21 protein-coding genes, 2 pseudogenes and 1 other annotated feature are annotated in these 20,123 nt (G+C 52.0%); of the genes and pseudogenes, 22 read left to right on the top strand and 1 reads right to left on the bottom strand.

Annotated features, from left to right (window positions below; genetic code table 11):
- Positions 1-48: 48 nt before the first annotated feature.
- The 9 genes and pseudogenes from QRN55_RS22350 to QRN55_RS22310 all read left to right on the top strand — a co-directional run bounded on the left by QRN55_RS22350 (position 49) and on the right by QRN55_RS22310 (position 9,301).
- Complete coding sequence (locus tag QRN55_RS22350; protein ID WP_233136707.1) at positions 49-537, top strand: cupin; 489 nt, start codon at positions 49-51, stop codon at positions 535-537.
- Positions 538-880: 343 nt separating this feature from the next.
- The gene (locus QRN55_RS22345; RefSeq protein WP_284778343.1) at positions 881-1,978 is read left to right on the top strand and encodes a hypothetical protein; all 1,098 of its coding nucleotides are present in this window, start codon (positions 881-883) and stop codon (positions 1,976-1,978) included.
- A gap of 215 nt (positions 1,979-2,193) precedes the next feature.
- Positions 2,194-3,320, top strand: a pseudogene (locus tag QRN55_RS22340) (IS3 family transposase).
- Positions 2,387-2,502: a sequence feature (AL1L pseudoknot), on the top strand. Its footprint overlaps the pseudogene before it by 116 nt.
- A gap of 307 nt (positions 3,321-3,627) precedes the next feature.
- Positions 3,628-4,764, top strand: coding sequence for a rhamnan synthesis F family protein (locus QRN55_RS22335; RefSeq protein WP_233136709.1), 1,137 nt, complete (start codon positions 3,628-3,630; stop codon positions 4,762-4,764).
- 75 nt (positions 4,765-4,839) lie between these two features.
- Positions 4,840-5,988, top strand: coding sequence for a DegT/DnrJ/EryC1/StrS family aminotransferase (locus tag QRN55_RS22330; protein ID WP_233136710.1), 1,149 nt, complete (start codon positions 4,840-4,842; stop codon positions 5,986-5,988).
- Entirely contained in the window at positions 5,979-6,626 is a 648-nt protein-coding gene (locus QRN55_RS22325) for an acyltransferase (RefSeq protein ID WP_233136711.1), read from the top strand. The genes QRN55_RS22330 and QRN55_RS22325 overlap by 10 nt, the downstream gene beginning before the upstream one ends.
- 5 nt (positions 6,627-6,631) lie before the next feature.
- Positions 6,632-7,348, top strand: coding sequence for an FkbM family methyltransferase (locus tag QRN55_RS22320; RefSeq protein WP_233136712.1), 717 nt, complete (start codon positions 6,632-6,634; stop codon positions 7,346-7,348).
- 18 nt (positions 7,349-7,366) lie between these two features.
- Positions 7,367-8,284: a glycosyltransferase family 2 protein gene (locus QRN55_RS22315; RefSeq protein WP_233136713.1), complete on the top strand. Its 918-nt coding sequence runs from the start codon at positions 7,367-7,369 to the stop codon at positions 8,282-8,284.
- A 195-nt stretch (positions 8,285-8,479) separates the two neighbouring features.
- Positions 8,480-9,301: a glycosyltransferase family 2 protein gene (locus QRN55_RS22310; protein ID WP_233136714.1), complete on the top strand. Its 822-nt coding sequence runs from the start codon at positions 8,480-8,482 to the stop codon at positions 9,299-9,301.
- Positions 9,302-9,361: 60 nt separating this feature from the next.
- On the opposite strand, the pseudogene QRN55_RS22305 reads toward QRN55_RS22310, so the two are convergent.
- Positions 9,362-9,661, bottom strand: a pseudogene (locus tag QRN55_RS22305) (integrase core domain-containing protein); the annotation flags it as partial.
- A gap of 217 nt (positions 9,662-9,878) precedes the next feature.
- Between QRN55_RS22305 and rfbB the strand changes: the two are divergent.
- The 13 genes from rfbB to tnpB (QRN55_RS22235) form a co-directional block, all read left to right on the top strand.
- Positions 9,879-10,928, top strand: a complete 1,050-nt coding sequence (gene rfbB, locus QRN55_RS22300; RefSeq protein ID WP_233136715.1) for a dTDP-glucose 4,6-dehydratase — start codon at positions 9,879-9,881, stop codon at positions 10,926-10,928.
- Positions 10,925-11,821, top strand: a complete 897-nt coding sequence (gene rfbD, locus QRN55_RS22295) for a dTDP-4-dehydrorhamnose reductase (protein ID WP_233136716.1) — start codon at positions 10,925-10,927, stop codon at positions 11,819-11,821. Before rfbB ends, rfbD begins: the two co-directional genes overlap by 4 nt.
- Positions 11,818-12,702 carry a glucose-1-phosphate thymidylyltransferase RfbA gene (gene rfbA / locus QRN55_RS22290; protein WP_233136717.1) on the top strand — a complete coding sequence of 295 codons (885 nt, stop codon included), beginning with the start codon at positions 11,818-11,820 and terminating at the stop codon, positions 12,700-12,702. Before rfbD ends, rfbA begins: the two co-directional genes overlap by 4 nt.
- Positions 12,699-13,244, top strand: a complete 546-nt coding sequence (gene rfbC / locus QRN55_RS22285; RefSeq protein ID WP_233136718.1) for a dTDP-4-dehydrorhamnose 3,5-epimerase — start codon at positions 12,699-12,701, stop codon at positions 13,242-13,244. The genes rfbA and rfbC overlap by 4 nt, the downstream gene beginning before the upstream one ends.
- A 331-nt stretch (positions 13,245-13,575) precedes the next feature.
- A complete protein-coding gene (locus tag QRN55_RS22280; RefSeq protein ID WP_233137758.1) occupies positions 13,576-14,520 on the top strand; it encodes a UDP-glucuronic acid decarboxylase family protein in 945 nt (314 codons plus the stop codon).
- A 329-nt stretch (positions 14,521-14,849) separates the two neighbouring features.
- Positions 14,850-15,896, top strand: a complete 1,047-nt coding sequence (locus QRN55_RS22275) for a glycosyltransferase family 61 protein (RefSeq protein WP_233136719.1) — start codon at positions 14,850-14,852, stop codon at positions 15,894-15,896.
- A 419-nt stretch (positions 15,897-16,315) separates the two neighbouring features.
- Complete coding sequence (locus QRN55_RS22270) at positions 16,316-16,549, top strand: transposase (protein ID WP_277880498.1); 234 nt, start codon at positions 16,316-16,318, stop codon at positions 16,547-16,549.
- Positions 16,546-16,842 (top strand): IS66-like element accessory protein TnpA, encoded by a 297-nt coding sequence (tnpA, locus tag QRN55_RS24535; protein ID WP_502871363.1) that lies wholly within the window; start codon positions 16,546-16,548, stop codon positions 16,840-16,842. Before QRN55_RS22270 ends, tnpA (QRN55_RS24535) begins: the two co-directional genes overlap by 4 nt.
- Before the next feature lie 100 nt (positions 16,843-16,942).
- Positions 16,943-17,305 (top strand): IS66-like element accessory protein TnpA, encoded by a 363-nt coding sequence (tnpA, locus tag QRN55_RS22255; RefSeq protein ID WP_284778340.1) that lies wholly within the window; start codon positions 16,943-16,945, stop codon positions 17,303-17,305.
- Positions 17,302-17,649: an IS66 family insertion sequence element accessory protein TnpB gene (gene tnpB / locus QRN55_RS22250; RefSeq protein WP_284778339.1), complete on the top strand. Its 348-nt coding sequence runs from the start codon at positions 17,302-17,304 to the stop codon at positions 17,647-17,649. Before tnpA (QRN55_RS22255) ends, tnpB (QRN55_RS22250) begins: the two co-directional genes overlap by 4 nt.
- A 72-nt stretch (positions 17,650-17,721) precedes the next feature.
- A complete protein-coding gene (gene tnpC / locus QRN55_RS22245) occupies positions 17,722-19,287 on the top strand; it encodes an IS66 family transposase (protein WP_284778342.1) in 1,566 nt (521 codons plus the stop codon).
- Entirely contained in the window at positions 19,287-19,592 is a 306-nt protein-coding gene (locus QRN55_RS24455; RefSeq protein ID WP_350225198.1) for a hypothetical protein, read from the top strand. Before tnpC ends, QRN55_RS24455 begins: the two co-directional genes overlap by 1 nt.
- 131 nt (positions 19,593-19,723) lie before the next feature.
- Positions 19,724-20,123, top strand: a 400-nt coding sequence (gene tnpB, locus QRN55_RS22235; protein ID WP_350225197.1) for an IS66 family insertion sequence element accessory protein TnpB, incomplete at its 3' end; no start/stop codon positions are given.

Genomic DNA, 20,123 nt, shown 5'->3' with positions numbered 1-20,123 from the left:
GTGATCTTTTCCACATTGAGACAGATCAACGGAACTCCGGAGACGAATATGGACATCGAGCACTTCTGGCTACCAAAAAGCGATTGGGTCCCCAACAACGAGCGATTGCCAGTCATCGTCTATCGCCAGATTGATCCAGATATAGACCAAGCTGGTTTCGAAAGTCTGTTTCTGAAAAATGGATGGACAGGCACATGGCGAAACGGGATTTTCGATTACCATCACTACCATAGCGGAGCGCATGAGGTCTTAGGTGTCGGACGCGGTCGCGCTGCGGTACAACTCGGTGGCCCAGAGGGACCGACCTTGGAAATAACACGGGGTGACTGCCTGATCCTCCCTGCCGGAACCGGCCACAGAAAGCTCACCGGATCGTCAGACTTCCAGGTCGTTGGAGCTTATCCACCCGGTCAGGAACCCGACATTCAGCGCGAGGCTCCCACACACGAGATGATTAAAACGATCCGTTCTCTTCCAACGCCTGCCACTGATCCTGTACAGGGATCCACTGGTGCTCTGCAGTCCTTATGGACTTGAACATAGCCGTTGCGAAGTCTCCTCTTCACGCGGTGGCGAACGCGTTTGGATAGCGCGCCCAGTCTCGGCAAGACATGCCCGGCGCTAAGGGACACCGCATTTCAACCCATCATCAATAACGGCTCTCATCGTCGTCCCACGCGTGCCATCGGTAGCGATCCCTCTCACATTGTCTTGGAAAGCGCTCCGAAAATGATACGCAACGGTTGCATTTATGACCATCGACGACGAAAGCTACGCTACCTGCATCGCGTTCAAATGGTGGTCCCCCTCTCCCGTTTCTTGATGCGTTCGCAACATCCCGTTCTGCCTCCTGAATACTGCAAATATTATTTGAAAAGAGATCACATTGACCCCAGCGCTTCATCTTCCAAACCGCCCGTTTTCGTTGTCTCGCAATGTGATTTCAATCCCCGGCGCCTATATCTGGTCAACGCCCATCATTCTGGCACTCACGGCGTTTCTTCTTTTCTGGGAAGGACCAGGCGTATACCGAGATTTCCTCATCAGCCAGAACCCGATGGTAGTGGAGGACGGTGATATCCGGGATGGTCGATGCACGACACGAAAGGCAATCCTAACTGACTGCAAAGCACGTCTTGTCTACAGTTTCGACGCCAAAAGCTACGACACGAAGGTCGAAGTCATGTTTATCGACTTCCACACGGGAGACTATGAAACCGAACTGGTTGTCTCGGCAGACCATCCCGAGTTGGCGACGATAAGCCTTGGTCTCGAAAAGCTATGGAACCGGATCATAACCCTCACGCTCTTTACTCTTGGTTTGGGCGGAATGGGTATCGGGATGATTTTTCTGGCGCTGCGCATTCTGAGGGTCAAGAGCCAGTTGTCCCGGCCGGCATTGCTCCAAGCCGTGCCGGTGGAAATTGCTGCTTTCGACCGCAAGAGCAATATTCTGTCCGTCACCTACAACGACAAGATCGCCGATGACAAAACTGGCCGATCCGCCTACACACGTTTTACCAAAGGCGAAGAACCATTGATCGTAGGTGCAGCAGATGGAAAGCTTTTGGGCATGGCTGTGCGGCATGGAGCCACAGCTCTTCCTGTGCTTCTGGATGACCGCCTCAACCGTGTTGCTTTTACGGACGATGAGCGAGCCGCAGCCCTCATTCCTTTCGCAAGTCACCCACCCATCGACGAGGTGCCCAACAGCGTGGCGCAGAAAACGACGATGTCGCCCCGCAGCGTCTTGCAAATTTTCGTCATCACGCTCCTCTTAATCGTTGTTGGCCTGTGCGGCTTTTGGCTTTGGTATGTAACCACATCGCCAACACAGTTTCAGACGCCTGGCATGGACATCAACAGCATGATGCCTCAACCCCTTAACAGCTGGGGCTGCGATCAACTGAAAGCACGCTTTGGTCATGATAGAGCGCCATATGGCTGCGTTGCAGCAGACCACCTCAGTTGGAAATAAGATATCCATTTACGCAGGGGCCTGATCGCACAGAGACTTGTAGAATGTACCGCTTGAACCGCGCCGGGTTTGCCTCGGGCTCCGACTTCTGAGAAAGTGGGGCCATCATGCGCAAGACAACAAACAAGTTTTCACCTGAAGTCCGCAGCCGCGCAATCCGTATGCTGTAGGACCACCAAGCTGAGCATTCATTACGCTGGGCTGCCGTTTCATCTATCGCTTCCAAGATTGGCTGCTCGCCAGCCACCCTGCACGATGGGTCAAAAAGACCGAGGTCGATTGCGGCAAACGAGCAGGTCTGCCGAGTGATGTCGCCGAGAAGATGAAGGCTCTTGAGCGGGAGAACCGCGAGCTTCGTCAGGCCAACGAAATTTTGCGCCATGGCCCCTATCGGCGAATGAATTAATTCGCCGATAGGGCAAGGGGAAGCTTGACCGCCCATTCAAGCGATGATTTCGTTCATCGACGAACACCGTGGCATGTTCGGGGTTGAGCCAATCTGCAGACTATTGCCGATTGCCCCGTCAACCTACTACGAGAACGTCGCCAAGCGCCTGGATGTGGATCGCCTGTCGGTCCGCGCTCGTAGCGATATCGGCCTGAAGATCGAGATACGTCGTGTCTTCGAACAGAACTTCCGCGTCTATGGCGTTCGCAAGGTCTGGCGGCAATTGAAGCGTGAAGGCTTTGACGTGGCCCGTTGCACCATCGCCCGGCTTATGAGGTCAATCAGCCTGCAAGGTGTCGTTCGGGGAAAGCCGATCCGCACGACGTTCTCGGACACGACAGCTCCAAGCCCGCTTGACCGCCATCTCAAAGCCCCTGCGCCGAACAGGCTATGGTTTCGGACGTTACCTATGTCGCGACTTGGCAGGACTTCGTCTACGTAGCCTTTGTCATCGACCTCTTCGCTCGTCGCATCGTTGGATGGCGGGCGAGCCAGACGCGCATGCTGGCGTTTTACTCGATGCCCTTGAGTAGGCTTCATAATCGGCGTCCCGCTCATGGCGGTGGCCTCGTGCATCACTCGAACAGGGGCGTCCATTACGTCTCCATTCGGTATTTCGAGCGGTTGGCAGAAGCTGGCATCGAGCCCTCGGTCGGAAGCGTCGGCGATAGTTACGATAACGCCCTCGCCGAAACGATCAACGGTCTCTATAAGGCCGAGGTCCTCCATCGGCGCGGGCCATGGAGGAAATTAGAAGCGGTCGACTTCGCCACTTTGGAATGGGTAGACTGGTTCAACCACCGACGAATTCTTGAGCCAATCGGGAATATACCACCAGCCGAAGATGAAGAGCAGTATTACGCCATGCTGGACGCACCAGCTATGGCCGCATAACTTACCAAACGGTCTCCGGCAAAGCCGGGGCGGTTCACTGAGACAAGAAGTGTTTCACCTAAGAAGACAACAAAGTAGGGAGATAATTACCTCTACGTATTTAGTTCATTGAAGGGCAGATAACTTAGACGCTTAACGTAATCGCCGGCCCATACCAAAAAACGACAGACATGGTGGCCCGAGGGCACCAACGAAACTCGGCTATCCACTAGACGAAACAACTGCGGCCACGTAACTTCCATAACATAACCTCCGGCAGACTCGGTGACGTATAAGCATGGGCAAATGTAAAGACGGGAATAAATTTATGGATTCAGGTGCGCTCTGGAAGCTAAAGCGCGAATTGATCCGGGTCTTCCGCCAAGTTGAGGGGCCACTGAAGTCCCGTTATTTTCGTTATCGATATGACCTGATTACATCCAAGGAAGTACGGTCAACTGAAGGCGAAGCTCAGATTACGGATGAAGTCGCGCTTTATCTTATCTATCCAGACGCCGGCGTCCTTCCCTCGCATCTCAATATGCTTGATGAAATTATCAATGCGGGAATTACGCCTATCGTCGTCTCAAACCTTCCTCTTACCCGTGACGGAAAGAAGAAAATTTTAAACCGTTGTTCGGTGCTCATCGAAAGGCCAAATGTAGGTTATGATTTCGGTGGCTATCGAGATGGCATACTAAGCTTGTCTAAAGGGATCAGCCGATGGAAACGCCTTTGGCTCTTTAATGATTCCACTTGGTATATTCCTCAAAAAACAAGCTGGTTTGACGCCGTACGCCAGCGTAGTGAGGACTTTATCGGCGCCAGTTCCACGTCAACTCGCGGGGGTGTAGAGTCTTTTCGTGATGTACATTCCTATTGGCCCTACAGCATAGACAGCAACCTCTTCCATTATGGGTCGTTCGCACTTTCGATAGGCCCCCGAATTCTAAGCGACCCGGCTTTTCTGAGATTCTGGCGCAAACTGAACATCACGGATGACAAGAAGCAGACAGTGGTGAGAGGAGAGCTGGGGCTAACGCAGTGGGTCAAGCGCCACCGGTATAGCCACTGTGCAACGACAAACTTAGACGAATTGGATGTTATCGTCAGTCAAATGGCGCTTCCAGAACTTCGCTCGCTAGCGGAGACGGTATTGCTTCTGGATAATGCAAAAGTGGAGAGCTTGAGAAAGAGTGTCTGCCAGGTCGGATCAGACGGTAAATTTGATCGTCCGGCGTTGGAAGCATTTATTTTGTTCGCCACCGCCAGATTTGGTTTTGCCTATGCAATGGCTGATTTTATTATTGGCCACCGTCAATTTCATTTCTTGAAAAAGTCTCCGGTCTGGCTCAACTCCACCTCAGCAAGGACGATCGAGGAAATAGCCGAAAGAATACCGGGGTTCATTGGAGAGAGCATTCGCAACGAGGTGCGGGGCTTGCGTGGACGAAGCGAAAGCTGATATTCACCGCGCCAGTGCGGGGCTATAGAAGAGTATATAATAAACAGTACGGGCAAAAGCTCTAGATATTGTCACTTGCTGCTTTTTACATCAGTTGATCAAGATACCATGGTTTCACGAATGAACACGAGAACAGTAGCACCAGAGTTGCCGGATAGCTCGGATTGGTTGCCCTATCTGCGGCCTGCAATTGAGCAAAATTGGTATACGAACTATGGCCCAGTCAACACCCGATTTGAGGCCCGGCTTGAACAATTATATGCTGCAAGTGATGAAGCTGTAGTTTCCGCTACGAATGCTACTGCCGCACTGAGCGCCTGCTTGATCGCTGAAGCTATTTCGGGACAGGTGATTTGCCCTGCGTTCACATTCCAAGCGACTGCGGCCGCCATATTGGGCGCAAATTGCTCTCCGTTTATCGTTGACGTTGATCCCGTGACTGGCGTCGTCGCTCCCGAGATGCTGGAAGCGGCATTTAAGAAATCAAACGCTCGAGCAGCCATTGTCCTCGCACCCTATGGCATTACAACCGACTTTCACGAGCATGAAAAGATTTGCAGCGAGTTGGGAAAATTGCTGATTATCGACAACGCTGCAGGACTTGGCGTAACCCGCGCCGGAAAGTCATTTAATGGCGAAGGTGGTGTTGTGCGGGAGGTATACTCTCTACATGCAACCAAACCTTTCGGAATTGGTGAGGGGGCAGCCATCTTCGCACCCACTTCAAAGGCCGCATCGTTGCGTGCCGCAATGAACTTTGGAATACAAACGCATACGGGATCTGGTGCATTGTGTCCGCCTTACTGGGGGATAAACGGCAAGATGTCAGAATTTCATGCAGCCATTGGCTTGGCAGTTGCAGATCGAATGGCCGATCGCGTCGTCGCACGCCAAGAGATGGCGTTGCGTTGGATTGAGAACCTACAAGACAGCCCGGTCACGATATTTCACACCGCCGTCGAAAACACGCCCTGGCAAGTCTTTCCAATTATCCTGCCCAGCGAGGGTCATGTGCTTAAATGTGTTGAAGCGGCTAATAATCGCGGCATCGAATTGCGTCGATACTACGCCCCTAGTCTCGGGGCATGTCGCGGCATGCCAAGCTTGGGCGCTTGCCCCAATGCCCAACGCCTGGCCGAAAGGGTGCTGGTTTTGCCTATTCGATCATATATGCCCAAAGACGCGCAAATGGCACTCATTTCAGAGATCAAAAAATGCCTCTGACAAAAGATGGCAAAGGCCATCGAACGACTGTGAGAAGCCTTAACGCTGGCTTCCTCACGCCGGAAGAGCTCGAAGATTTGGGTATAGAGAACGCGAAAGAGCGGAATATACTTATTCATTCAACCGCTGTGATTGTTAACTTCGACAACATCCGTTTTGGCTCACATATACGGATAGACCCCTATGTTGTGCTGTCGTGTTCCGACTTGATGATAGGTAACTTCATCCATATAGCGACAGCGTCGGGTATTTTTGGTGTGGCACCGATTGTTTTAGGTGATTTCAGCAATCTGTCATCAAAAGTTCTCATCTACTCATCAAGCGACGACTATTCAGGGGCTTCGATGACAAACCCGACTGTGCCAGAGCTATTCAAGAAGGTGGAAAACGCTACGGTAGAGATAGGACGACACTGCATTATTGGAGCTCAAAGCACTGTCTTACCGGGCTCTATTCTGAGTGAAGGCGCTGCAGTTGGAAGTGGCGCATTGGTGAAAGGCAGATTGCCGCCCTGGAGCATATCCGTTGGATGCCCTGCAAAACCGATAAAAGAGCGGCAAAGAGGGTGCCTCACCAAGGAGGCAGAATTGTTTAACAGCATGTCGACAACTCAACAGAAATTATTTGGAAGGAGCTAATCTGCATGTTTTCTCTGTTTAAGAAAAAAAGGGCGATTGGCGAGGTTAAGCATCCAGATGTTGCCGTTAAAAAAACGCTCGAGACCATCAAAAGCATAGAATTTTCACCTGAACATATTGTGGATATTGGTGGCAATCAAGGTGGCTGGAGCCGTGTTGCTTTGTCAGTTTTTCCTGAGGCCAAGATTAGCTTATTTGAGCCTCAATCTAGGCTTTCTCAATATTTGGAAGATTTAGAGCGTAATCCAAATGTAAAGATTCACTATAAGGGAGTTGGAAATTTTGATGGAAAGCTACCCTTTACATTCCATGATCGTGATGACTCTTGCAGCTTTGTTTATGAAGCCGAAGATGCAAAGGCACGTGGATTCGATCGGAAAGATATTGAAATCTGCCGGTTGGACACGGCAATGGCTGGAAATCCCTTTGGTGTGCCGAGTATCGTAAAGATCGATGCTGAAGGACTTGATCTGCAAGTATTGGAGGGAGGAAGTGAAACGCTACGAACATCAGAGCTAGTTTTTGTCGAGGCTTCCGTAGCAAACAAGGACTATCCAAATACCGTTGTGGCAGTGGTCAATAAGATGGACACACTGGGCTATCGCCTGTTTGATATCACAGATCTCAATCGAACCCCACAACGAAAGTTTCTATGGCTTTTGGAAATGGTATTCGTACGAAAAGGATCAAAGATAGACAAAGCTGCTACCAAGTTTGACTGAAAAGGTGAGTATTTCTTGATGACGAGAGCGCTTAGAGATAAAGTTTTTCTTGATGATGAACCGGTGCGCCTATCGATCTGTAGCATCACCTATAATCATCGGGGGTTTATTGAGGCGTGTATTGAGGGCTTTTTAAACCAAGAGTGCGACTTCCGCGTAGAAATTATTATCTATGACGACGCCTCAACGGATGGCACAGACGAGGTAGTTCGCAGGTATTCCGAGCAATATCCCTCCATCTTTCGTACATTTTTAAGTAAAGAGAACCTGTTCTCTAAAGGCGTGAACCCCTATTATTCATACGTATTTCCGGCAGCACTAGGCGAATATATCGCGATTTGCGATGGAGACGACTACTGGAGCGACCCAAGCAAACTGGCACGACAGGTTGCGCTGCTCGACGCTGAACAATCCGTAGCGATCGCATATGGCGCTACGCGCGCCGTTACTGCGAATGGTATTGTTGAGGAGTTCCAAAATGGCCATGAGCGCGATCTGACCCCCGAAGAACTAAAAGCTGGCAGCCCAATCAACACGTTAACAACGTGCTTTCGCAACATCTTCAAGGCTGCACCGCCACCCTCGTTTTTGAAAAGCTCTCCCATCGGAGACCTGACTGTTTGGGGAATGCTGGGCTACCACGGTTCAGGTCGGTTTATGGCGGATTTGCCAAGAGCGAACTACCGAATGCACTCCAATGGGGTGATGTCGATGCAAAATCCGCAGAAACAATTGTTTATGACGGCTTTAGCGCAACTGACTTTAGCAGCATATCATGCAGAGAACGATGATATGGCATCCTCAAAGAACGCTCTTCATCTTGCTATCAGGCATATCAATAAAACAGGTGTGGCTCAGTTTGCAGTTGGGAAAAAATCAAAGAAGTCGTTTTTGAAAACACTCAAACGGTGGTTTCGCAATACACGCGCAAATTGACTTTTAATTTGCATCACGTCTTGCCAGCAATATCCGGCAGTCGTAAGAGCCAGATGAGCTATAATAGCCATCAGTAGATCACCTGCAAAACACGACAACGAGTGGTCAGGGCGAATCTTAGCGAAAGTTGGAGAAGTGCTAAGTAGACGCTAAAGCGGCACCAAGTGCTCAAAAATTACAAGGAAGACCCTGTATATGGCTGCGGAATTTTCGGTGATAATTGTCACCTACAACAGTGCCGACGTAATCGCGGATTCATTAAAATCAATTCCTCTAGGCAATGAGGTTATTGTTGTTGATAATGCAAGCAGCGATAATTCAGCAATGATAGCAAGCTCCCTGAATGCAACGGTTATTCAATTAGAGAAAAACGTCGGCTTTGGCTCGGCTTGTAATGTCGGAGCAAAAAACGCCCGACACGAGCATCTGCTATTTCTTAACCCAGATGCAACGTTGGGCGGAGGGTGTCTGGACCAACTTTCCAGAGCCTTTGCGCAATACTCGGAAGTTTGCGCCTTCAATCCGAAAATCCTACACGCAGACGGCAGGCAGTACTTTCGTAGGAATAATAAACTGGGGCATGGGGAACTGGATAATCGTGGAATTCCTAACCAAGACAGTGATATAACCGTGATCTCGGGAGCAGCCCTAGCATTTAGAAAGACCGTTTTCGAATTGCTTGATGGGTTTGACGAGAAGATTTTTCTCTACTTTGAGGATGATGATCTTTGTTTGAGAATTTTAGCATCAGGCCACAAGGTAAAATACATTCATCATGCGGCAGTCACTCATTTGCTAGGGAAATCGACAGCTCACAGTGCCAAGTTAGATTTCTTCAAAGAGTACCACTTTATGAAATCATACCGCTATGTCTGCCGCAAACACGGCATTCCGTTTAAGCGACTGAATAAAGCATACCGTCTAGTCATGAGGCTGATCGGTGACGTCGCGACGTTTAATAAGAGCAAGGCGATTAAACATTCAGCGCATTTGAAAGCTGTGCTTGAGACAGCCTGATAGGTGGCCGCTCGTTAGTAAGTCACGTGAGTTGGAGTTGCCCGTAAAATCCGGGCAGGATCAGATTTCTATTTGACGGTTTAAGAGCTCGCGGGGAGATCGATATCCTAAAGCTTTGTGCGGGTGAAGCGTGTTGTAATGCTCGAACCACAATGGCAGTTGGGCGATGGCGGTTTTGGCGTCCGGGATGGAATTGACCAAGACGCAATCGCGCTTGAACGTCTTTACAAAGGCTTCGGCCATTCCGTTTGACTGTGGGCTGCGGACCGGAGTCGTGCAAGGCTCCACGCCGATATCCCGCAGCAGCGATTTTGCGTCTGACGGAATGAAGCATGATACATTGTCAGTCAGCCATTTGATACAACCCGAAGCGCAAACATGTCAGAAACGGCATGCTATCGCCCGTCGAGTTCGAAAAGCAGTAGAAAACGTAACCCAAGGGTGTCTACAAAACGCGGAGCTATTCAACATGAGTTGCCAAAGGGGTATCAGGCAATGTGCATTTATGGTCTCGGCTTGCGACCATCGTCCCACTCTGATAATCGACCTGTGACGTTTATTGATCGGTACTTGAATAATGATCTTAGTTACTGGTGGTGCGGGCTTTATCGGCTCGAATTTCGTTCTTGATTGGCTGGCCACAGTTGACGAGCCGGTGGTCAATCTGGATGCATTGACATATGCTGGCAACATTCACAATCTGGCTTCCCTTGAGAGCGATACACGATATACATTCGTTCGCGGTGATATCGGTGACACCACTCTTGTTGCCAGGTTGCTTGAAAAACACGAGCCTCGGGCAATCATTAACTTTGCCGCCGAGAGCCATGTAGACCGCTCCATTCATGGTCCTGAAGATTTCATCCAGACAAATATAATGGGTACATTCCGGTTACTCGAAGGGGTCCGAGCATACTGGAGTAAACTGGGCGATCGTGCGTCATTCCGATTCCTGCATATCTCCACCGATGAAGTCTTCGGAACGCTTGGGCCAACCGATCCGGCATTTAACGAACAGACCCAATATCAGCCGAACAGCCCCTATTCTGCCAGCAAGGCGGCCAGTGATCATCTGGTGCGGGCCTATCACCACACCTACGGGCTTCCGGTTCTGACTACCAACTGCTCCAACAATTACGGTCCTTATCATTTCCCCGAAAAGCTCATCCCGCTTGTCATCCACAATGCGCTTGAGGGCCGCCCGCTCCCAATCTATGGCGATGGGCAACAGATTCGCGACTGGCTCTACGTGAAAGACCATTGCAGCGCCATCCGGCAGGTACTTGAGGCAGGCTTGCCCGGCGAGACCTACAACATTGGCGGCTGGAACGAACGTGCCAATCTTGATGTAGTGCACACACTTTGCGACATTCTCGACGAACTTTCACCAAAGGCTGATGGGGTATCATACCGCGGGCAGATTAGCTTCGTGACGGATCGTCCAGGGCATGATCGGCGCTATGCGATCGACGCTCGCAAGATAGAAGCAGAACTTGGCTGGCGACCAACCGAGACTTTCGAAAGCGGCATTCGCAAGACGGTACGATGGTATCTTGAGCATGCCGAGTGGGTCCAAGCCGTCACCTCCGGTAGCTATCGCAATTGGGTTGAGAAGCATTACGTATGAAGATTATTCTGCTGGGCAAAAACGGCCAGGTTGCTCGAGAGTTGCGGAGGACTCTCTTGCCGTTTGGACGCATTATTGCGCTTGGACGCGAGAAACTCGACCTTGAGGCTCTCGACCGTATCGAGCCCGAATTGCGCGCACATGAGCCTGATGTCATCGTTAACGCTGCGGCCTACACTCAAGTAGATCGCGCCGAAACGGACCATGATAGGGCGCAGCGTTTGAATGCGGAAGCTGTGGGAATTATTGCAGACTTTGCCAACCGGCGCGGGGCAACACTAGTTCACTACTCGACAGACTACGTCTTCGACGGCGGCCAGGAGACACCTTACCTCGAGATGGACGCGACTAATCCCTTGAGCGTGTACGGTCAAACGAAGCGGGAGGGTGAACTTGCGATCGAGGCATCCGGTTGTCGATTCTTGTTGTTCCGCACAAGTTGGATTTTCTCTGCGGAAGGTACGAACTTCGTCAAGACCATACTTCGGCTCGCGAAAGAACAGCGGAGCCTTCGGGTTGTCGCCGACCAGTTTGGCGCACCAACATCAGCAGAACTGGTCGCGGATGTGACCGCGTTGGCTCTGGCGGCCCATAGTCGCAACCTGTTGCCGGATGGAATATACCACTTGGCCGCGGCGGGTCGAACCAGTTGGCATGGCCTTGCTTGTTATATTGTTCAACGTGCTTCAGAACTCGGTATTGATCTTCAGGCCGCAAGGGAAACAATAGAGCCAATCTTAACGACGGAATATCCGTTGCCCGCTGTGCGACCACGAAATTCCGGGCTTAATACGGACAAACTGCAGCATAGCCTCGGCCTCTCAATGCCCGACTGGACGGTGCATATTGACCGCACGCTGGAGCAACTTCAAAGACGGGAGCCGGAGTGTTGAACAGAAAAGGCATTATTCTAGCAGGGGGCTCCGGCACTCGGCTGCATCCGGCAACACTCGCGATTAGCAAGCAACTGCTACCGGTGTTCGACAAGCCGATGATTTATTACCCGTTGAGCACGCTAATGCTTGCTGGCATCCGTGACATCCTAATTATATCCACACCACAAGATATTCCCCGCTTCAAGCAGTTGTTGGGCACTGGAGAGGACTGGGGAGTCAAATTCACCTATTCCATACAGCAATCACCAGACGGCCTTGCGCAGGCATTCCTGATAGGAGAGGCATTTCTCGATGGCGCGCCGTCAGCGCTGGTGCTTGGCGACAACATCTTCTATGGGCATGACCTTCCGGTGCTGCTGCGTGATGGGATGGCGCGCGATCAAGGCGCAACTGTATTCGCCTACCATGTGCAGGATCCTGAACGTTACGGCGTTGTGGAGTTCGACAATAATATGAAAGCGATCTCCATTGAGGAGAAGCCTGTACGACCCAAGTCGACCTATGCCGTTACAGGGCTTTACTTCTACGATGGACGCGCTTCCGAATTCGCCAGACAACTGGACCCGTCGCCGAGAGGAGAGTTGGAGATCACCGACCTCAATCGCCGCTATATGGATGACGGCACTTTGGCCGTTGAGATCATGGGACGTGGCTACGCCTGGCTCGACACAGGAACGCATGACTCGTTGCTAGATGCCGGACAATTCATTGCCACGTTGGAGCGCCGTCAGGGTCTAAAGGTCTCGTGCCCCGAGGAGATCGCGCTCCGCAACGGCTGGATCGGAACTGCCGATCTCGAACGACTTGCAGCGCCGCTCGCCAAGAGTGGATACGGAAAATATCTGCTGAGAATCGCGGCTGAAGGAACCAGTTTTTGAACGTTATTCCGCTTGACATCCCCGATATCTTATTGTTTGAGCCAAGAGTTTTCGGTGACGAAAGGGGCTTCTTCTTCGAGAGTTTCAATCAGGCTCATTTCAATCGGGCTGTTGGTCGTGAAGTGAGCTTCGTCCAGGACAATCATTCATTGTCGGCCAGAGGTGTCCTTCGCGGACTGCATTATCAAATCCGTCAACCTCAGGGAAAATTGGTGCGGGTGGTCGAGGGCGAGGTCTTCGACGTCGCGGTCGACCTTCGCCGTTCGTCTCCAACCTTCGGCAGGTGGATCGGTCAGGTTCTTTCAGCAGAAAACAAACGGCAGCTATGGGTGCCAGCGGGTTTTGCCCACGGCTTCCTCGTCACATCGGAAACAGCCCAGTTTCTCTATAAGACCACCGATTTCTATTCGCCTGAAAACGAGCGTGCGGTTATTTGGAACGACCCTACGCTCAATATTGCATGGCCTCTAACGGCGTCGCCGATCGTCTCAAAGAAGGACACCGCCGCCGATGCCTTTGATACTGCAGAACTGTTCGGATAGTGGCGTTTGACGAAGTTATAACGCGTTCCGGACACATAGCGCGATCGCCGAAAACGTGTCATTTCGCTTATGAACGGCTCAGCGGCATCACCGCCGAGCTGAGCACCAATCCGGGAAAATTGGAGTGCGCACTGGCGTAGAAATGTTGTGCACCCCCTATGTTTTTACATGCCGGAATCAGATGTTAGATTTGCATTCTTCCCGCGCGTCACCATGTCGCGAGCATGAGTCCATAATTTGCTGGACCAGTTTCGAGGTCGCTCGTGCTCACTTGCGACTTTGACTCGGAAGAGCCTCTCCGTTAGATGTGCTCGTCTAACGAGGGATTCAAATTTTGAGTGCTAGAATATTGGTGACTGGTGGAGCGGGTTTCCTGGGTTCTCATCTGGTTGAACGTCTACTTGAAAGAGGTGACGAAGTGTTGTGCGTCGACAACTTCTACACTGGGACTAGACGAAATGTAGAGCATTTGATCGGTCATCCGAGGTTTGAGTTGATGCGCCATGATGTATGCTTTCCACTTTACGTCGAAGTCGATGAGATTTACAACTTAGCTTGCCCTGCTTCTCCAGTACATTATCAGCACGATCCGGTACAGACAACAAAGACCTCTGTGCATGGCGCCATAAACATGCTGGGCTTAGCAAAGCGTGTCGGGGCTAAAATTCTACAGGCGTCGACATCAGAGGTCTATGGCGACCCTAAAGCTCATCCTCAGGTTGAGGAGTATTGGGGCAATGTTAATCCGATAGGTATTAGATCATGTTATGATGAAGGCAAGCGTTGCGCAGAGACTCTTTTCTTCGACTATCGGCGCCAGCATAAGCTCAGAACCAAAGTTGTGCGGATTTTCAATACCTATGGGCCGCGGATGCATCCTGATGATGGTCGAGTAGTTTCCAACTTTATCGTGCAAGCGTTAACTGGGCAGGCAATCACCATCTTTGGGCAAGGCGAACAAACTCGCTCATTTTGCTATCGGGACGATCTCGTGGAGGCGATGATTAGAATGATGGGGACCGGGGATGAGGTCGTAGGGCCGGTTAATATCGGGAATCCAAAAGAATTTACGATACGTGCCCTGGCTGATCTTGTCATTGATCTGACAGGCTCTCGCTCAAAGCTGATTTTCGAGCCTATGCCCCAAGACGATCCGGTGCGACGTCAACCGGATATCCAAAAGGCTAAAGAATTACTTGATTGGCAGCCTGCAGTGGAACTCCGCGAAGGTCTGCAGAGGACAATCAGATACTTCGAAGAACTATTGTCTACCTGATGGAAACTTGACAGCTTAGTCGCTGAAGTCGAATGGTCAGACGTAGCGCATTACTGCTGTTAGCAATCGGATTGGTTCGCTGAACTGGCTCACATAAAGGCTTGATATTTACGGTAAACGCTAAAAGTTACGAGATTGAATCTACCCAGATGCCTGCCACTTTGGCGCTTCGGCTTAAACCATGCGACTGTGAGATTTTCCCTGTGCACCTACGTCAGGTGTAAGCTTTTTTGACAAGAACTATGAATGAATAAAAAGAGGTTTTTACCGGCGACCACTTCTGCATCTAAAATCCGACAATTTACCATAAACCATCATAGGACATATCTATGCTTTTCGATTCTGCTTTGTCTCTTGCAAAGGATATAACTGCGCTCACGTCGGCCACCGTCGCACTGCGAACACATCCTGTGAACTTAGATGCGGCAGACCGCTACTTGTTTGAACCAGCCTTGAGAAAAGAACTGGAGCCAAGCCAATTACTTGAGCTTGAGAACATTACCACGTTGGCGAACGGCTGGATTTACCAAAGGCTGACTTTGGTAAAAGATAGTTTTGTCGTTACGAGGCAGCCGAGCATATCGCGCCAATTGAGGATGCTTCCCAAACGGGCTTTCGCCGGGCTCTCAGCGGAGAGAATCGACAAGGGTGTATGGATCACCGATAATTGGAGCAGGAACTACTACCATTGGCTCACCGATGCCATTCCTCGTCTCCATCTGGCAAAGCAGCGAGATCCAGAAATTCACCTTATTTTGCCATCTTATTATCACTCAATAAAATCTATAAAAGAATCACTTGAGCCATTTATGCTCAAATCAATCAAAATAATTCCTGAAAATGGCGCGGCTGTTTTTAGTAATTTTCATTTTCCTACCTATTCGGCGGAGTCTGGTAACTACAATGAAAGCGTGATCCGCTCGGTGGGCAAGATATACCGAGACCACTATGGATCCTCTGTTTCAGCGGGAAGACGTATATATGTCAGTCGGAGCAAAGCGTCAGTCAGAAATGTGGTAAATGAAACCGAGATAGCTCCCGTCCTCGCGCGATATGGTTTCGAAATTGTACATTGTGAAAATATGTCCTTCTCCGAGCAAGTGCACCTTTTTAGCGAGTCCTCCATGATTGCTGGCCCACACGGGGCAGGATTAGTAAATATGATGTTCATGAGCCCTGGGGCTAAAATTTTAGAGATTCATCCACGTGATACTAGAATAAACAATTGCTATTTTTGCATGGCTTCGGCCTTTGACCACCCCTATCGATATATGCTGTCCAAGACGGCTTCGGAGGCCCTGCCGTCTCATCTAGACAACATTATTGTCGATCCTAAGGAGCTTGACGAGCAACTATCGAAAATGTGCGTTGTCTGATCGCCGAAGTGCACTCTTAAAACGCTACTGATTTCCTATTCGCCGGAAAACGAGAGTGCAATTATCTGGGACGACCACACGATCCAATACCGCGTTGCCTCTAGTGGCGACGGCGCATAAGCCCACGGTGCAGGCCATCTTGCGATGACAGCCTGCTGACTGCCAGACCTAAAGCAGGTTGTGGTTTTCCTGATTCAGATTCCCAAACTTGCTGACTTGTGATTTCCATTTGCCTATGGAATGGAGGATCGCCATGGGCAAGCCGCATCCGATTGAGTTGCGTGCGCGTGTTGTTGCGTTGTAAGCGGCAAGCTGACCCCGTCTGGCGTAGTTCGAGCGTGCGCCTGTATTGCAGATAGACGATTCACAAACTGTGAGCTTCTATTTCTACGCCTAGCTCTGGAACCAGAAACTTTCATATGATCGCGGCTGCCCCTGAGCGCTTGGAAGGCGCTCCAAGGCAGCTCCGCCGACGTTGGTCGGAGGAATTTAAAGAACATGCTGTTGCAGAGGCGATGGAACCGGGTGCCAGTGTTTCAGCGATCGCACATCGCATTGGAAGTAACCCTCCGCCGAAGGCCGTCTGCCGTGATTTGCTGATTAGCTTTAAGTCCATTCCTTATATCATGCGCTACAGTCATTTCCCCCATTGAGGTTACCGGGCGACCATTTTGGTCGTCGCCGGGATTGGTCGGATGAAGAGAAGGTTCGGATCGTTGAGGAGAGCCTGCAAGGCTTTCGGCAAGGCTCGGTGACGGCTCGCCGTTATGGGTTGTCACGGTCGCTGTTGACCCGTTGGCGTCGGGAATACCGAAGCGGGCTTCTGAACGCTTCCGCCGCAACGAGCTTTGCACCGCTTTCGATTTCGCCGCCGTCGACATCTTTCGAGATGGCCCCGCCGCGGCGGCCTGAAGACGACATGACGATCGAGATCAGCTTACCGTGAGCGTCCGGTGAACTGTTTTTGCTGATCGGGAAAATCAGGCGATGTTCTGGCATTAGAACCAGCACTAGTGCTGACATTAATACCAGAGCAAAGAGGTTTCATGGCCCGCATGGAGATCATGTCCGGTACCGAGCGCAGACGGCGCTGGTCGGACGAGGCGAAGCTGAGGATACTGGCGGAAGCTGATGAGCCGGGTGCTCGCATTGGTGACGTGGCGCGTCGGCATGACGTTCATCCTGGCCAGATACGCTTGTGGCGGAAGTCGTTCAACTATGTTGATCGACCGACGGTGTTCCTTCCAGTGGAAATCATGGAGGAGATTGGCGTAAGTCAGGCGTCTACCACGGCAGCGAGGCCAGCGATCGTCGAGATCTTGCTTCGAAACGGTCGGAGTTTGAAGGTTCCTGTTGACGTCGAGTTGAAACTGCTCGGCCCGCTCGTCGCTTGCGTGGAGGCGGCATGATCGGGCCGTCAGGGAATGTGCAGGTTTATCTGGCCTGCGGAGTGACTGACATGCGTCGTGGTATCGACGGATTGTCTACACTGGTCGAGGGAGTGATCAGGCAAGCGCCTGGTTCTGGCGCGATCTTCGGGTTCCGCGGCAGGCGCGCCGACCGGATCAAGCTCTTATGGTGGGACGGTCAGGGGTTTTGCCTGTTTTACAAGGTTTTGGAACGCGGATACTTCCCATGGCCGGCGGCTAAAGATGGCGTTGTGCATCTGACGCAGGCTCAGTTGTCGATGCTCGTCGAGGGGATCGATTGGCGGCGACCGACATGGACGTCAGCGCCTCATCGCACGGGCTGAAAGTGTTATTTTGCAAGGGTGTCAGGGGTAAAATACTGGCGCTAAAGGGGCAAATCAGTTACATTTTTGGGTATGGAAACAACGCCGCCACAGGGTCAGGATGAGCTATCTGCACTGCGTGCACTGGTTGCTGAACAGGCGGCGAAACTCGAGCGACAAGACGCCGAAGTCACCAAACGCGATTCCATAATCGACATTTTGCGCGCGCAGTTGGAGTTGCTGCGCCATCGACAGCATGGGGCCTCGTCCGAGAAAATAGACCGGAAGATCGAACAATTCGAACTGATGCTTGAGGAGATCGAAGCGTCCCGCGCCGAGGCTGAGGTTCGCTCTGGAAAGACACCTCTGCCGGAGCTGGAAGATGCCTGCGAAAAGCCAAAGCGCAAACCCTTGCCGGATGGGCTGCCGACAGAAGAGCGGATCTATCCGGCGCTGTGCAATTGCCCGACCTGCGGCGGGACATCGTTCCTGAAAGCACCGGATAAGGTGGTCCAGGTCATGGAGCACGTGCCGGCATCCGTGAAGATTGTTCGCCATGTCGAAAAGCGCTTCGTTTGCAAGGACTGCGACACATCGGTGTCTGGCAAGATGCCGACCCTGCCGATCGAGCGCGGCAAACCCGGTCCCGGATTGCTTGCCCATATCATGGTCGCCAAATTCGACGATCACATCCCACTTTACCGTCTGTCGGAGATGTACGATCGGCTTGGGATCGATATCTCCCGTTCCGTGATGGCCGACTGGATGGGGCGTGCATCTGCATTGCTCGGCCCCCTGATCCTGCTGATCAGAGCGCATATCGCGGCCGTCGATCGGATCCATACCGACGACACACCGGTCGATGTTCTCGACCCTGGACGAGGAAAGACCAGGACCGGGAGGGTCTGGGTCTACGTCTTCGATGGGCGCGGCTATCAAGATCCCAGGCCCGGAGCGATCGCTTATTATTACAGCCCTGACCGCAAGGGGGTGCACCCGGCCGAACATCTTTCCAACTTCAGTGGCGTGATGCACGCGGACGGGTATGCTGGTTACAACAAGCTGTATGGCAATCAGATCATCGAGGCTGCATGCATGGCGCATGTGCGCCGCAAGTTCCATGACGTGATCAAACTCAAGCCATCACCGATCGCGCAGGAAGCGCTGTCGCGCATTGGTGCTCTCTACGATATCGAGGATCGTATACGTGGCATGTTGCCCGACGCGAGGCGGGATTTGCGCCAGCAGCATGCCAAACCCATCTTGGCCGAGCTGAAAGAGTGGATCGAGGATGTCCAGACAACACTGCCACAGAAACAGAAGCTGGCGGAAGCGATGCGGTATGCGCTGTCACGATGGGCAGCATTGAGCGTCTATCTTGATGACGGCCGGGTTGAAATCGACAACAACATAGCTGAGCGTGCCATGCGACCACTGGAAATCGGCCGCAAAAACTGGTTGTTTGCGGGCTCCGACAAGGGTGGTGAACGCATCGCAAATATCCTGAGCATCATCGAAACCGCAAAGCTCCACGGCCACAATCCGGAAGCCTATTTGACCGATGTCCTGACACGCATTCAGGATCACCCCAAAGACCGACTTGAAAATCTGCTGCCTTGGAACTGGACGCCGGCAAACGCTCGGTCCGAGGCTGCCTGATGGCACGCTCGAGGTTCATTTACACACTCAACCAAGTCGCCGGCATGATCGGCGAGAACCTCGAACTGATCGAAGAAGTGACGGCCAACTCGGACAACATCTCCGAAGGCGAACTGGTCTACGTCAGCGATGGCACTGAAGATGGCACGAAGGGTCTGACCGAGAACGGCATCAAAGAACTTCAAAGCCTACTTGCCGACATCAGGACGTGGGACGGCGGTATCCGCGAGTTCCTCATCGACACACAGTGCCATCCTGAAATAATCGACCGCATCATGGCCGATGAGATGAAGCGCGGCCTTTAGATTCCATCTCTCGAAACCCGAAAAATGCTTTCGCCGGACGCTCACAGCTTACCGAACGGTCGACGGCTGACGATCCCGACCTCACTTGATCCAACTATCCTTGCTCGGCTGTTGCCGGTTCTGGATGCGTCATGATCGCCTTTCCGCCCGGGGTGAAGGTGTGGATTGCGGGCGGGGTGACGGACATGCGCTGCGGCATGAACAGCCTCGCGTTGAAGGTGCAAGAAGGGCTTGGCCGCGACCCTCATGGCGGCGAGGTCTTCTGCTTCCGCGGTCGCAAGGGTGACTTGATCAAAGTCCTTTGGCATGACGGCGTCGGCATGTCGCTTTACCTGAAGCGGCTGGAAGCGGGAAAGTTTATCTGGCCCGTCAGTCAGAGTGGCTCCGCCGTGCAGTGTCGGCGGCGCAACTCGGCTATCTCCTGGAAGGGATCGACTGGCGCGATCCACGCTGGACACAGTGGCCTTCGAAAGCGGGCTATGGGTGCCAGCGGGTTTTGCCCACGGCTTCCTCGTCACATCGGAAACAGCC

It is taken from the genome of Agrobacterium sp. lyk4-40-TYG-31, from assembly GCF_030209855.1.
In the GTDB taxonomy this organism is placed as follows: domain Bacteria; phylum Pseudomonadota; class Alphaproteobacteria; order Rhizobiales; family Rhizobiaceae; genus Agrobacterium; species Agrobacterium vaccinii.
The sequence above is the reverse complement of the archived record's forward strand: the minus strand, read 5'-3'. Positions and strand labels throughout refer to the sequence as shown.

Bases quoted from the DNA above. Each gene is read 5' to 3' on its own strand.
- QRN55_RS22350 (WP_233136707.1), top strand. From the start codon at position 49: ATGGACATCGAGCACTTCTGGCTACCAAAAAGCGATTGGGTCCCCAAC.
- QRN55_RS22335 (WP_233136709.1), top strand. From the start codon at position 3,628: ATGGATTCAGGTGCGCTCTGGAAGCTAAAGCGCGAATTGATCCGGGTC.
- QRN55_RS22325 (WP_233136711.1), top strand. From the start codon at position 5,979: ATGCCTCTGACAAAAGATGGCAAAGGCCATCGAACGACTGTGAGAAGC.
- QRN55_RS22320 (WP_233136712.1), top strand. From the start codon at position 6,632: ATGTTTTCTCTGTTTAAGAAAAAAAGGGCGATTGGCGAGGTTAAGCAT.
- QRN55_RS22315 (WP_233136713.1), top strand. From the start codon at position 7,367: ATGACGAGAGCGCTTAGAGATAAAGTTTTTCTTGATGATGAACCGGTG.
- QRN55_RS22310 (WP_233136714.1), top strand. From the start codon at position 8,480: ATGGCTGCGGAATTTTCGGTGATAATTGTCACCTACAACAGTGCCGAC.
- rfbB (WP_233136715.1), top strand. From the start codon at position 9,879: ATGATCTTAGTTACTGGTGGTGCGGGCTTTATCGGCTCGAATTTCGTT.
- rfbD (WP_233136716.1), top strand. From the start codon at position 10,925: ATGAAGATTATTCTGCTGGGCAAAAACGGCCAGGTTGCTCGAGAGTTG.
- QRN55_RS22275 (WP_233136719.1), top strand. From the start codon at position 14,850: ATGCTTTTCGATTCTGCTTTGTCTCTTGCAAAGGATATAACTGCGCTC.
- QRN55_RS22270 (WP_277880498.1), top strand. From the start codon at position 16,316: ATGATCGCGGCTGCCCCTGAGCGCTTGGAAGGCGCTCCAAGGCAGCTC.
- tnpA (WP_284778340.1), top strand. From the start codon at position 16,943: ATGGCCCGCATGGAGATCATGTCCGGTACCGAGCGCAGACGGCGCTGG.
- tnpB (WP_284778339.1), top strand. From the start codon at position 17,302: ATGATCGGGCCGTCAGGGAATGTGCAGGTTTATCTGGCCTGCGGAGTG.
- tnpC (WP_284778342.1), top strand. From the start codon at position 17,722: ATGGAAACAACGCCGCCACAGGGTCAGGATGAGCTATCTGCACTGCGT.
- QRN55_RS24455 (WP_350225198.1), top strand. From the start codon at position 19,287: ATGGCACGCTCGAGGTTCATTTACACACTCAACCAAGTCGCCGGCATG.